At 48.5% G+C, this 13562-nt stretch carries 12 protein-coding genes and 1 other annotated feature; of the genes, 4 read left to right on the top strand and 8 right to left on the bottom strand.

Features of this window, described 5'->3' with window-relative positions:
• Window positions 1-304 precede the first annotated feature (304 nt).
• Window positions 305-526 carry a DeoR family transcriptional regulator gene (locus KNO85_RS04245; RefSeq protein WP_074033475.1) on the top strand — a complete coding sequence of 74 codons (222 nt, stop codon included), beginning with the start codon at window positions 305-307 and terminating at the stop codon, window positions 524-526.
• A 97-nt stretch (window positions 527-623) separates the two neighbouring features.
• Here KNO85_RS04245 and KNO85_RS04240 read toward each other — a convergent pair whose 3' ends face one another.
• Window positions 624-1337, bottom strand: a complete 714-nt coding sequence (locus KNO85_RS04240; RefSeq protein WP_214787224.1) for a pseudouridine synthase — start codon at window positions 1335-1337, stop codon at window positions 624-626.
• Window positions 1337-3034 carry a putative polysaccharide biosynthesis protein gene (locus tag KNO85_RS04235; RefSeq protein ID WP_214787222.1) on the bottom strand — a complete coding sequence of 566 codons (1698 nt, stop codon included), beginning with the start codon at window positions 3032-3034 and terminating at the stop codon, window positions 1337-1339. The genes KNO85_RS04240 and KNO85_RS04235 overlap by 1 nt, the downstream gene beginning before the upstream one ends.
• Window positions 3035-3177: 143 nt before the next feature.
• Here KNO85_RS04235 and KNO85_RS04230 point away from each other — a divergent pair, with 143 nt between their 5' ends.
• Complete coding sequence (locus KNO85_RS04230) at window positions 3178-4443, top strand: BaiN/RdsA family NAD(P)/FAD-dependent oxidoreductase (RefSeq protein ID WP_214787220.1); 1266 nt, start codon at window positions 3178-3180, stop codon at window positions 4441-4443.
• A 34-nt stretch (window positions 4444-4477) separates the two neighbouring features.
• Here the strand turns inward: KNO85_RS04230 and KNO85_RS04225 are convergent, their stop codons facing one another.
• From KNO85_RS04225 to KNO85_RS04210, 4 genes are all read right to left on the bottom strand, one after another.
• Window positions 4478-4987, bottom strand: coding sequence for a pyrophosphohydrolase domain-containing protein (locus KNO85_RS04225; protein WP_214787218.1), 510 nt, complete (start codon window positions 4985-4987; stop codon window positions 4478-4480).
• A 17-nt stretch (window positions 4988-5004) separates the two neighbouring features.
• A complete protein-coding gene (locus KNO85_RS04220) occupies window positions 5005-6132 on the bottom strand; it encodes a hypothetical protein (RefSeq protein ID WP_251130580.1) in 1128 nt (375 codons plus the stop codon).
• Window positions 6133-6249: 117 nt separating this feature from the next.
• Complete coding sequence (gene leuS, locus KNO85_RS04215) at window positions 6250-8655, bottom strand: leucine--tRNA ligase (RefSeq protein ID WP_214787214.1); 2406 nt, start codon at window positions 8653-8655, stop codon at window positions 6250-6252.
• 39 nt (window positions 8656-8694) lie between these two features.
• Window positions 8695-8910 (bottom strand) — a binding site (T-box leader).
• A gap of 39 nt (window positions 8911-8949) precedes the next feature.
• Window positions 8950-10140 (bottom strand): MDR family MFS transporter, encoded by a 1191-nt coding sequence (locus tag KNO85_RS04210; RefSeq protein WP_260569828.1) that lies wholly within the window; start codon window positions 10138-10140, stop codon window positions 8950-8952.
• 178 nt (window positions 10141-10318) lie between these two features.
• Between KNO85_RS04210 and mnmL the strand changes: the two genes are divergently transcribed.
• Both mnmL and mnmM read left to right on the top strand, forming a co-directional pair.
• The gene (gene mnmL / locus KNO85_RS04205; protein WP_214787210.1) at window positions 10319-11293 is read left to right on the top strand and encodes a tRNA modification radical SAM protein MnmL/YtqA; all 975 of its coding nucleotides are present in this window, start codon (window positions 10319-10321) and stop codon (window positions 11291-11293) included.
• The gene (gene mnmM, locus KNO85_RS04200; protein WP_214787208.1) at window positions 11247-11819 is read left to right on the top strand and encodes a tRNA 5-(aminomethyl)-2-thiouridylate-methyltransferase MnmM; all 573 of its coding nucleotides are present in this window, start codon (window positions 11247-11249) and stop codon (window positions 11817-11819) included. The genes mnmL and mnmM overlap by 47 nt, the downstream gene beginning before the upstream one ends.
• Window positions 11820-11853: 34 nt before the next feature.
• Here mnmM and KNO85_RS04195 read toward each other — a convergent pair whose 3' ends face one another.
• Together KNO85_RS04195 and KNO85_RS04190 are read right to left on the bottom strand one after the other, a co-directional pair.
• Complete coding sequence (locus KNO85_RS04195; protein ID WP_214787207.1) at window positions 11854-12567, bottom strand: alpha/beta fold hydrolase; 714 nt, start codon at window positions 12565-12567, stop codon at window positions 11854-11856.
• Between the two features lie 514 nt (window positions 12568-13081).
• Window positions 13082-13552 carry a GNAT family N-acetyltransferase gene (locus KNO85_RS04190; RefSeq protein ID WP_214787206.1) on the bottom strand — a complete coding sequence of 157 codons (471 nt, stop codon included), beginning with the start codon at window positions 13550-13552 and terminating at the stop codon, window positions 13082-13084.
• Window positions 13553-13562 lie beyond the last annotated feature (10 nt).

Raw genomic sequence — 13562 nt, 5'->3', positions numbered from 1 at the left:
ATCTCCCCTTTTGCGAATGTTCTCTCCCTTACTAGTATATCCAAATGAATGAAAGACGAACATTCATTTAGAAAAGTTTTTTTCGTTCGTGTTTGAGTCTGATTTAAATCAAAAAAAACATTCTTCATTCGATATTTACGTTCATAATCAAATCTTTACAAACAGATTGTTCGTGCTTTCTACTTGCATTTTTGTTCAGGAGCGGTATACTAAAGGTGTAATTTTAGAAAATAACAATTTTATATTTCATTTTGTCGTCTGTAGGTATGGTTTGTCATTATTCTACGCATTGGGAGGTTATCCAATGAAAGGCTCAACAGATCGGATGTTAACGCGCATCAAGTCCATTTATTTGTTCATCAATGAAAGGGAGACAGTTACCACTTCAGAACTAGTAGAAGAGTTCGGCATCACGTCGCGTACCGTGCAACGTGATTTGAACGTACTTGAGTACAATAATCTTGTGGAGAGCCCTAGCCGTGGCACATGGACTTCATCAAAACGTTCACTCAAGACGGCAAATTGAAACGTATATGTATATCCAAGAGACCTGGCGTTCAGGTCTCTTTTTTCTTACTAAACAAAAAAGAATCCGCCCCATCGGACAGATTCTCTCATCTTACTCATGATTGAACAAACAGTTGAACTTCTTCCTCGGTCAATTCACGATATGCACCGAGTTCAAGCGTCTCATCGAGTTCAAGTTCCCCGATTTGCACACGCTCTAATCGCTCGACGTGTTTGCCTACCGCCGCGACCATTCGCTTCACTTGATGATATTTCCCCTCAGACAACGTCAGCCGGATGACAGACCGACGCCCGCTCCGACTCAAAATCTCGAGTTGGGCCGGCTTCGTCGTATATCCATCCTCTAATTCGACTCCGTTCGCGAACGTTTTGATGTCCTCAGCCGTCATCTCCCCATCGACTTCGGCGATATAAACCTTGTCGACATGTTTACGAGGTGACATGAGCGCATGATTGAACGCGCCGTCGTTCGTGATGAGGAGAAGTCCCGTCGTATCTTTGTCGAGACGTCCGACCGGAAAGAGGTCATAATGGGCGTACTCCGGATCAATCAATTCGATGACTGTCGTCTCGACTTGGTCTTCCGTCGCACTGACGACCCCTTCCGGCTTGTTCATCATGAAATAGATGTATGGACGATATTCAACGACTTCCCCGAACACGGTCACCCGCTCGGATTCTGGATCGACGTGACGTTTCGCATCTTTTACAGGAGCATCATCGATTCGTACTGCACCTTGTTTTAATAGGATTTTCACATCTTTTCGTGAACCATAGCCCATGTTCGATAACAATTTATCAATTCGCATTACACGTTCCTCCGATATTCAAAGCGTTTCCCTAATAATTTTCCTGCGAGATGACTCCGCCAGCCGAGATATCCGTACACGAGCATCCCTACAATGACACCAACGATCGTCGCGAAGATGTCATTCCCCCAACTCGCTTCTTCTTGTAACGTAACGAGAAGAGAAAGGTAAACAGCCGCAAACATCGCCGCCCCCATCAAGAACATCAAGATGGTCCGACGAAGCAATTGCTTGTATGGGAAATGAAGAGACCGCTGAATCATCCATACCATGAGAACAATGGCCACGATATATCCAGCAATCGTCGCATAACCTGCACCAATGCCACCGAGCCAATACACGAACGGCACGTTCAAGGCAAGTTTCGCCAAGAGCCCCATCGATGTGGCAAAGATCGTGAAGTACTGACGGTTAATCCCTTGGAGAATGGCAGCCGCGACCGAGTAATACGCCAAGAAGAAAGCACTCGGTGCATAGTGTAGTAAATATACCCATCCTTCACGGTCGCCCGGGAACAACGTCCCAAATAGCGGTTCCGCGAGAGCGACGAGTCCAATGACGGCAGGAATCGTCACGAAGAACGAGACTTGGAAAATATGATTGACTTGATTCCGTACCTTCTGCATGTCTCCCGTCGTAAATGAACGGGTCACGAGTGGGATGGTCGCCATCGAGACACTCGCTGCAATCGAAACCGGGATCAATACAATTTTATGGGCGTTTCCGGTCAAGAATCCATAAGCTGAAGTCGCTTCGGACACGGTTGCACCAGAGCTGAGTAACGTGTTGACCATCGTCAACTGATCAATCAACTGATAGAGAGGGGTCGATACCCCGACCATCACGATTGGGATCGAGTAACTGAGCAATTCAAGTAACAGCGATTTCATCGAACGGACAGGTGTGCCCGCCGGATTATCGGTCTGACGATGAATGTCTTTTCGACGTTTCCAGTACATCATAAGAACCACGAAACTACCGATTGCCCCGACGAATGCACTGAACGTCGCAATCGTGACTGCGATGACTTTCAATCCATTCAATTCAGTCGTCTCGACAGATTGTGTTCCTCCGAGAGCGTTTGCGATTGGTCGAATGAAGTCAGAGTCCGCAAAGACGAACAAGACGAGCATCGTCCCGCTGAGAAGGAATAGAATACGTACGATTTGTTCGACGACTTGTGAGATTGCCGTCGGAGCCATGTCTTGATGTCCTTGGAAATAACCACGAACCATACTCATCGCAGGGATGAGCAGTAACGCAAAACTGACACTTCTCGTCACGAGTGTGAGCGAGTCAATGTATTGCTGATTGTTCTCCGAATTTCGGACCATCAGCTCGGATAGCCATGGTGCCGCAAAAAAGAGTAATAAAAAAGCGACGACACCGGTCGCAAGCATCAGCTTCATTCCTTGTCGGAACAATCGTTGACTCGTTCCATACTCCCCTAGCGCATTATATTTGGCGATAAATTTCGAGACGGCAACAGGAATCCCTGCCGTCGATATGGAGATCATGATTGCGTAATACGTATATGCGGCTTGATACAACGTCACTCCGGCAATCCCGACCATCGCTTGGAACGGGAATGTGTACAACAGCCCTAACATTCGAGAAATCAAGTTTCCCGCCGATAAAAGAAGCGTTCCTTTGACGAAGGAGGCTCTTCCAGAATCTTGTTTGGCGCTTGATGACATGAGGCACCTCCATCTATAAATCAACTATTCAAATAAATTCGGTTTTACAAAACAACCGCTTCTCATTATACTCTTACTGTTACGGATAATAAAGTTACGATAATTTTACTAATGATATAGATGAAGAAATGAGGAGATTTTACATGAAAGATGTCATCGTCATCGGCGGAGGTCCAAGCGGACTTATGGCAACGTATGCAGCTGCAAAGAGTGGCGCATCGACCTTGTTGATCGATAAAGGATCCAAACTCGGTCGGAAATTAGCGATTTCAGGTGGTGGACGGTGTAACGTCACGAACCGAAAACCAATCGATGAATTGATTCAGTTCATCCCCGGGAATGGTCGCTTTTTATATAGCGCCCTCGCCCAGTTCGATAACCAATCCATCATCGACCTCTTTACAGGATTCGGTATCCCGCTAAAAGAAGAAGATAACGGTCGTATGTTCCCAGTGACGGATAAGGCACAGGACGTGGTCAACACGTTGCTTCGTGCAATCGAAGACCTCGGTGTCGAGATTCGAAAAAAGGCAGAAGTTAAAACGCTACATTTTAATGAAGAAAACGAGTTTCACGCTGTTGAGTTGATGGACGGCGAAATGCTTGAAGCCAAAGCATGTGTAGTCGCGGTCGGTGGACAATCTGTCCCTCATACAGGTTCAACAGGTGACGGCTATGCATGGGCACAAAAAGCGGGACACACGATCACGGAACTATTCCCGACAGAGGTACCGATCAGGTTGAATGATGCATTCATCGGAACGAAACAACTTCAAGGGCTATCGTTACGTGATGTCGCATTGACAGTCCACGGTAAAAAAGGGAAGGCGATCAAGACGCACCAAGGGGACATGATCTTTACCCATTTCGGGATTTCGGGTCCGATTGCACTCCGTTGCAGTCAGTACACGATCAAAGAGCGGAAGCGCAGCAAAGAACAAGTCGTCCTCATGTCACTCGACTTCTTCCCGGACACGTCACGAGACGCGCTCGTTCAGGAACTGTGGAACCAAGTCCAGAGCCAACCGAAGCGTGCCGTCAAAAACGTATGGAAAGGCTATATCCCCGAGCGACTTCTTGACTTGTTGCTCGAAGAACTCGCATTTGGAGAAGAAGACGCGAGTCAATTGAAAAGACAATCCGTCATTGACTTCGCAACACGTTTAAAAATGTTCGAGATGCACGCCGTCGGGACGCTCGACTTTGACAAGGCGTTCGTCACGGGAGGCGGCGTTTCCGTGAAAGAAGTCGCGCCACAGACGATGATGTCAAAGAAAGCACCAGGTCTCTTCTTCGCAGGTGAAGTGCTCGACATCCACGGATATACGGGTGGCTACAATATCACGGCCGCCTTCACGACAGGACATTGCGCCGGATCACACGCAGCCGAACTGGCCATAGAACGTTAAAAAGCATGGTCGCAACGGCGACCATGCTTTATTTTTATTTCCCTGCAATTTGACGACGCACTTCTTTTTCGAGCTCCGGTTCGGGTGGCATCCAACCTTCAGGCTTCATGACTTTATTGTCCGACTCGCGTAAGATTGGCTTCCCGTCTGGTCCGAGTTTCGCCATATTGGCGCGTTGAACGATTTCAAACAATGGGACCGGATCGAGTCCAAGTTCGACGAAACTGCCCATCACGAAGTATAAAGCATCCGTCAACGCATCCCCTTGTCCGACGAGTCGCTCTACTTCATTTGTAGGTGGTGCGTCTTGTAACGATTTTTGAACGGCTTTCTGGAATCCCTGTTGGAATTGCTCGATTGCCTGTAAAAACTCGTCTTCTGATTGAGACGATTGGTGTAAAAATTCGACGACCGCTTCTTCCGCCGTCCAAACCGACCGCTTCGTCGCGCGATCAAGCGTTAACGGTTGCGGCGTTGCCGCTCCCGGATGTCCAAATGTTTCATGAAACTGTTTCACTTCTTCAAAAAAGTAACGTTTACTCATCTGTCTTTCCCCCATTGTCAGTCCACAGAAACGAACGCATCCAAATCGAATACTTCCGGGTGGACGATTGCAAAGATTTCATTGTCTTGTAAAAACATACCGGTCGAGTCATACACACGCGGCGTCACCATTTGACCGTTAATCGTTCCTTCTTCCGGGTTGACCGTATAAAGGACGAGTTCTTCTGAGTCGAGTACATAGATGCGTCCCTGTCGCTCGACAAGACCGACACCCTCGAACCGTTCAAATTTTTGTTGGATCGAGGCGCTCATCCCGTCAGCAGACAACGCTTGACGTGAATCAAGCATCCACTCGGTTTCAGGCTCTTTTTCTTCGACTTCCTCTTCTGGCACGTCCTGCTCATTCTCAGGTGTCTCTTCTTCCGCAACGGCCGTTTCACTAGAGGTATCATCACTCGTCGATACATTTTCTGTCGTTGTTTCTTCTGTTGCTTCTTCCGTACCTTCCAAATTTTCTTCCGGTTCAGTTGCTTCTTCTGACTCGTTATCTGCAGGCTCTTCCGGCTCGATTTCGCGCTCCTCGATATAGAGGAGCTCAAGGTCCGGTGTGTCTGCCAATCGGTTCATCATGAAGAGACGATTCGATTCACGGTCATATCCGAGGCCAAAGATTCGGTCTTCCGACACGAGACCTTTGATTTGTTTACGCGGTCGTTCGACCCATCGTCCTTCTTCCCGCTCGATGGTGATGAGCGTCCCGCTCACCGTCACCGCATACACCAAGTCTTCTTCGACCATTCGTAAGCCGATAAAATCATCGAGTCGTGCTTGTCCCGTATTCTCGAGTTGGAGCACCGAGTTGACGCGCGTCCCGTTCCCACTCACTTCGAAAAATTCAGCTTGCTCGGTCAACACGAGATAGGCTCCGATTGTGTCGCTGTAGTACACTTCATCAATCTGGTTAATCTGTTCGAGCGCATCAGTCGTATCAATATCTTCGTCATCTTGCGCTGCCTCCACAGGTGGGAGGGATGTCGTTTGATGACTCGTTTGAATGTCGATTTTTTCAAATGTCGAGGCGACTTGTCGCTGAATCTCTTCGTCAGAAAAGACGAAGACATAGCAAAGAATCACACCGACCACGACTGCACAAAGTGTCGTGTATAGCACATATGATCGTTTCATGGACATGTCGTCCCCTTCTACTTCAGTATCGCCCTTTAGTGTATCAAAACCGACCGTAAAAGAAAATGACCTCACCAAAAAGAAAAGAATGTGCGACAATGTCACACATTCTTTCGATTACCCAACTACAATATTGACGAGTTTTCCAGGAACGACAATGACTTTACGAACCGTCTTGCCTTCTGTGAACTCTTGTACGCGCTCATTGCCGAGTGCTTCCGCTTCAAGTGCTTCTTTTGATGCGTCACGCGAAACGTGCATTTTCGCACGGAGTTTCCCGTTCACTTGGATGACGACTTCAATCGTGTCACTCACAAGTTTTGACTCATCGTAAGTTGGCCAAGTGGCATACGTCAACTCTTCTGTCATACCCATCTTCTCCCACAACTCTTCAGACAAGTGTGGAGCGACTGGTGAGAGCATCTTGATGAAGTCGACCATTTGCGATTTTGGCAACGTCTCTTGTTTGTTCGCTTCATTGACGAAGACCATCAATTGCGAAATCGCCGTGTTGAAGCGAAGTGCTTCATAGTCTTCCGTGACCTTTTTCACCGTCTGATGATACGTGCGTTCAAAGTCAGCAGTCGGCGCCACATCCGCGAAGTTCGTTTGGTCGAACAAGCGCCATACGCGGTCGAGGAAACGACGAGCCCCGTCAAGTCCGTTTGTTGACCACGCGATTGCAGCATCAAGCGGCCCCATGAACATTTCGTAGAGGCGGAGTGTATCTGCCCCGTGCGACTTCACGATATCATCTGGGTTGACGACGTTTCCACGAGATTTCGACATCTTCTCATTGTTCTCGCCGAGGATCATCCCTTGGTTGTAGAGCTTTTGGAACGGCTCGTTCGTTGGGACAACTCCGATATCGAAGAGGACTTTATGCCAGAAACGTGCATAGAGCAAGTGAAGAACGGCATGCTCTGTTCCACCGATATATAAGTCGACAGGAAGCCAACGCTTAAGTTTTTCAGGGTCCGCAATCATTTCTTCGTTATCCGGATCGATGTAACGGATGTAATACCAGCAGCTACCTGCCCATTGTGGCATCGTGTTCGTCTCGCGGCGACCTTTTTCACCCGTGACAGGGTCCGTGTACGTCAACCATTCTTCTGCGTTCGCGAGCGGCGACTCACCCGTACCAGATGGTTTGATTTCATCGATGATCGGAAGTTCGAGCGGAAGCTCTTCGACCGGTACTGTCTTCATCGTTCCGTCTTCCATATGGACGACCGGAATCGGCTCTCCCCAGTAACGTTGACGACTGAACAACCAGTCACGAAGACGGTATGTCGTCTTCGCACGACCTGTGCCAGCAGCTTCAAGCTCTTCAATAATCGTCTTGATCGCATCTGCCTTATTGAGTCCGTTCAAGCTACCTGAGTTGACGTGTTCCCCGTCTTCGATGTAAGCCGCTTCTTCCACGTTTCCACCTTTGACGACTTCACGAATCGGAAGATCGAACGTCTTCGCGAACTCGTAATCGCGCTCATCGTGTCCAGGAACAGCCATGACCGCGCCTGTACCGTATGTCGAGAGGACATAGTCTGCTGTCCAAATCGGAAGCTTCTCGCCGTTTACCGGGTTGATCGCATAAGCGCCTGTGAAGACACCCGTCTTCTCTTTCGCGAGGTCCGTACGCTCAAGGTCCGTCTTCTTCGACACTTCCTCGATGTAGGCTTCGACCGCTGTCGATTGCTCAGGTGTTGTGATCACTTTTGTGAACGGATGCTCCGGTGCAAGTGTCACATATGTCGCTCCGTGAAGCGTGTCCGGGCGTGTCGTGAAGACCGTGACGATCTTATCGTGACCGTCGACTTTGAAATCGACCTCGGCACCGACCGATTTACCGATCCAGTTGCGTTGCATCTCTTTTACGCTCTCCGGCCAGTCAAGACCTTCCAAGTCTTCAAGCAAACGCTCTGCGTATTCTGTGATGCGGAGCACCCACTGTTTCATCGGCACACGGTATACCGGGTGGTTCCCACGCTCTGACAAGCCGTCGATTACTTCTTCGTTCGCAAGAACCGTACCGAGTGCCGGGCACCAGTTGACGGCAACTTCATCGACGTAAGCGAGTCCACGCTCGAAGAGTTGCGTGAAGATCCATTGTGTCCATTTATAGTATTTCGGGTCTGTCGTGCTGATTTCACGAGCCCAGTCATACGAGAAACCAAGTTCCTTTAACTGACGGCGGAACGTCTCGATGTTACGTGCTGTGAATTCGCGCGGGTCATTTCCCGTATCGAGTGCGTACTGCTCGGCAGGAAGACCGAACGCATCCCAACCGATTGGGTGAAGCACGTTATATCCTTGCATCCGTTTCATACGGGCGATAATGTCCGTCGCCGTATATCCTTCCGGGTGACCGACGTGAAGGCCTGCACCTGATGGGTACGGGAACATATCAAGGACGTAGAAACAATCCTTCTCCGGGTCTTCTGTCGTTTTGAATGCGTCTTTCTCTTCCCAACGCTTTTGCCATTTCGGCTCGATTTCTTGATGTTTAAAATAGCTCAACATTCTTCCTCCTCTGCATAATAAAAAGCCTTCCGTCCCCGAAAATGGGACGAAAGGCTTGAAAGCTCTCCGCGGTACCACCCATGTTGCATTACTGCCACTTGAGACGCCGATAACGAGGCGTAACCCCGGTTTTCCCTACTCGATTCAGGAAAACAGCTCCAAGGCGAGTTCACGACCTCCATTTATCGATTCACACCAACCATCGACTCTCTTTGAAACGGAACGTTCGCTACTAATCCTCATCATCGCTTGCTATTCATCGTAGTCTATTTTAGCCCATTCTGAAATTCAACGTCAACTTGATTTTTCAGCGACACGAATGTCTTTCATGATGACAAATAGAGTAAGGGCAAACGTAGCGAGTAGAAGAAGCATGCCGAATACCGCTGTAATACCAAACATGTCATAGACAAATCCAGACAATGTCGGTCCAATCATTCGACCGACAGATGCTGCGATATTGACAAGCCCCTGATATTGTCCCGCCTTACCAGGAGGGGCAAGTTTCGCTGCAATTGTTGGGACTGCTGGCCAGACGAACATTTCCCCGATTGTCATGACGACCATGGCAACCATGAACATGCCGAATCCACCAGCGAACGGCACAATCAAGAAGGCACCGAGGAAAATCGACGCGCCGATAATCAATTGACGTTTTAAATCGTCCTCAAACTGTCGCAAGACGCGGTTGAGGAGTGGTTGTGCAAATACGATCATCGCCCCGTTCACCGTCCAAAGTAGTGAATATTGACTGATTGTGACACCGAGGTCTTTTGAATGGACCGCAATTGTCCCTTGCCACTGAACATAGACGAACCAAAGCACGGCATAACCGACTGCGACATACCACATCGACTTCATCGTCGCGCTCGAGAGCGTCGTGGCTGCTGCCTCTAGTTGCGACTGAACGACCGGACGTGCCGGATTTTTCAAATAACGAAGTCCAAACAATAGGACCACGACAAATAAGACCGACAAGAAGAAGTTCGCATAAAAGATCCACTCGATGTTCAAGCGCGCGATTTGACCACTCATCGCCGTACCGAGGGCGACGCCTACGTTTTGCGCGACGTAAATCGCATTGAACGAACGACGTCCCCCTTCTGGCCAAATCAGTCCCGCAAATGCATAGACGGTCGGAAAGACGAGTCCACCTGAGAATCCGATTAGACCAAGCCACACCAAATAACCGAAGAACGTGGCGTGGAACAGTAAAAACCCGAGTGAGCTCGCAAGCAACAACCCGACAGAAATCATGAGTGTCATCTTTCCACCGATTCGGTCGAATAATGTCCCTCCGATGTAGTTTCCGACAATCGCGAGTGCAGAGTTCACAAGTAGTGCCACCCCAGCAAGTGTCATCGACTCACCTAAGAAATCATGAATATACAGTGTGTTAAATGGCCATAAAAAAGACGCCGCCGTTGTATTGAGCGCCATCGCAATGACTAGAATCCATACCGAGATTGGCATTTTATTGTTCACACCAAGTCCTCCTTTCATTCCTCTTTCTCACCAAAAAAATCGGCACGAATGGCCGAATCGACAAGATTTCCTTATCAAACCTAAACGAATGCCAAAGAAGTGTCAAGAAAAATTACTTATTATGAAGTTTTGACATTTTTCATTTGTGATAGCATGAGCAAGGAAGGAGAGATGCTGAATGAATCCATTTGGTCAAAACCGATATCATACGTTGAATGAAGCGTATCGCCGAGAATATGGAGGAAAGGTTTTCAAGGTCCCGCTTGATGGCGGCTTCACCTGTCCGAATCGTGACGGTCGTGTTTCAAAAGGAGGATGTACGTTCTGTTCAGACGACGGGAGTGGTGATTTCGCAGGAAATGCTTGTGATCCGATTCCCGTCCAGTTTGCCGAAGTGAAGGCCCGTCTTCACCGAAAATGGAAGAACGCCAACTACATCGCCTATTTTCAAGCATTCAGTAACACGTACGCGCCGGTCGAACGGTTACGTGAGTTGTATGAACCGGCACTTCAAGAAGATGGTGTCGTCGGTCTCTCGATTGCGACACGACCGGACTGTCTGCCAGATGACGTCGTCGCCTATTTGGCGGAGTTGAATGAACGGACTTCACTCTGGGTCGAACTTGGCCTTCAGACCATTCACGACACGACGGCGAAAAAGATCAATCGAGGGCATGATTACGAGACGTTTTTGACCGGACTTGCGAAGCTCCGACGTCATAACATCCGCGTCTGTGTCCATATTATCAACGGCTTGCCCGGGGAGACATGTGAGATGATGCTCGACACAGCCCGTGAAGTTGCTAAAATGGACATACAAGGAATCAAGATCCACTTACTCCACGTCTTGAAACACACTCCGCTCGCCCGTCAATATGAGAAAGGGTTACTCGAGTTGATGGAGGAAGACGCCTATGTCTCTCTCGTCTGCGATCAACTCGAATGTATTCCTCCCGACGTTATCGTCCATCGCTTGACAGGAGACGGTCCACCCGACTTATTGATCGGCCCGTTATGGAGTCGTCACAAGATGCAGGTGTTAAACAAGATCCGTGCAGAATTGGAACGACGGGATTCTTTCCAAGGAAAAAAGAAGGATGAGATATATGGGATTAATGAGAGTACTACCGTTTGCAAAACAATTACTACATGACCACCTCGAGGAAGGTCATGTCGCCATCGACATGACCGCCGGGAACGGTCATGATACGCTATTCTTAGCGAATGCAGTTGGAGAGACAGGTCACGTGTACGCTTTCGATATCCAATCAGAAGCGGTCGCATCGACCCGCGCACGCATCGAGGAAGCCGGTGTCGTTGAACGGGTGACCGTCATTCATGATAGTCACGATACGGTGCAAGCGGTTGTCGCAAACGAGACACGCCCTATCACCGCTGCCGTCTTCAATTTAGGTTATTTACCGGGGAGCGACAAATCCATCACGACGCATGGGAATACAACGATTGCCGCATTGTCTCAATTGTTAGAGGTCATGACCATCGGTGGCGTCATCGTCATTGTCATCTATCACGGACATGAGAGCGGAAAAGTCGAACGAGATGAGGTGCTCCATTATGTGGAGTCGCTTGATCAAAAACAGGCAGGCGTCCTCCGTTACGGTTTTATCAACCAAATCAACCATCCCCCATTCATCGTGGCGATCGAGAAACGGGCATAAGCAAAAGGCGGCTCTTTTAAGAGTCGCCTTTTTGTCACTCCTGAATCAATTCATAAAACGTCATCAACGTTTCCGCAAATTTAGTGTTTAAGCGTTCATATCCAAAATGCGGGAAACCTTCCAATCGACGGATATACACTTGGTCCCCACCAATCTTCCGACAGACGTTCAACGTCAACTTCACGTCCGCGAATTGATCGTCCGGAGCGTAGAAACAAGCGAGCGGAAGTCGTGGTAGGTGCTTCTTCTCCTCTTGATGCTCTACAATCTCTTCTTCAATCTCGCGATATTGCGCATACGTGATTTCACCGAAGCGGGACGATTCCTCGCCGCCACCGGTGAATGTCATCATCCCGAGCGGTAAGTCTGGGCGAAAACGGTCGACAGCACTCGCGACGACTTGTTTCAACCCGCCGATTTGGCGAGTGGCATGCCAATCAAATAAAGGAGAGATATACGTCAAACTCCCGAGTGGCACATCATACTCTTGCAATAGCCGGTTCGTGAAAAGTGCTCCGAGACTAAATGCCACCACGTGAATCGGTAGCTTATACTCCCCTGCCTCACGTAATGCTCGCTTGATGAGCTGTTTATGGTCATCTGCCGTCAATCCGACCGACTGGTCCCGAACGACAAGGACTTCATACTCCTCTTGGAGACGTCGAATAAAGTTTTCGCTAATCCGAGACGTGAACTGTAGCGGATACACGATGACGATGACCCCTTTTCGTGCTTCTTCATATGTCATGCTGCCGTCACCTCATTTATCAAAAATAATCGTGAATACTCCCACTTCTAAACGTTCAGGGCAAAGCCCTAGTGAAAGTGGGAGATGAATCGCCTTCGGGCAAGGTGTGTCTTGAGACACATCAATTGCCCGACGATCTTGGCTTAAAAGTACTCGGAATCGGGAATAAAAATATGTCATGTTCTTTGAAAACTGAAGATATAGGGTTGTGACAGGAAGTTCGTCTGTCACGTAAAATCTTCAACGTTCACCTTGCGGATGACCGAAGTAGCGAAAACCAAGCAGAGTAGGCATCCGCAGAAAAAACTGACAAGATTAACTTTCAACCGTCGGGACGACGGGGTTAGCCTGATCAGGTTTCGACTGTCAGGTCGGATAACTCAGGAATCCTCCATCTCTAAGCAAAGCGTAGGTCTCTAAGCAAAGCGTAGGTGGAGGTAGTTCAAAGACTATGTGTATTGTATCAAAAAAACATCAGCCGCAACTGATGTTTGAAGAAAATCCGTCTGGAGGCTTAGCTAGGAACATATCGTAAATGAATGAGTTCCATCGGTCGGTCGTATACCTCTTCCTGGATACGATTTACTTCTGTAAACGATTGATGCAAGAGGAACGCGACGGCCTGATCATTCGAGTTTTCAACGTACACTTCCATCGGTTGTGATTTTTGTGACTGAAGATAGTTCAAAAAGGCTGCGCCATACCCGTTTCGATGATAATCGGGGTGAAGATAAAGACGAAGCATCTCCCACATGTCACCGCGATCGATGGCATGACAAAATCCGATGACATTTCCTTCGAACTCACCCACGATAAAATATTGCTCTCGTGCTTCTTCACTTGAACTGATTGCTCGTACAATTTCTTCTTGTCGATAGGCACGCTCCATCGCTTTCAACCGATTGAAATCATCCTCTGAAATCGTTGCAAGTGCAATTGTCCGAATCAATGCTGCATCTTCTGGAACTGCTTCCCTCATGTTCATGACAGCTTCC

It is taken from the genome of Exiguobacterium sp. s124, from assembly GCF_018617485.1.
Taxonomy (GTDB): Bacteria; Bacillota; Bacilli; order Exiguobacteriales; family Exiguobacteriaceae; genus Exiguobacterium; species Exiguobacterium aestuarii.
Note: the sequence above shows the minus strand (reverse complement) of the source record. Positions and strands in the feature narration are given on the sequence as shown.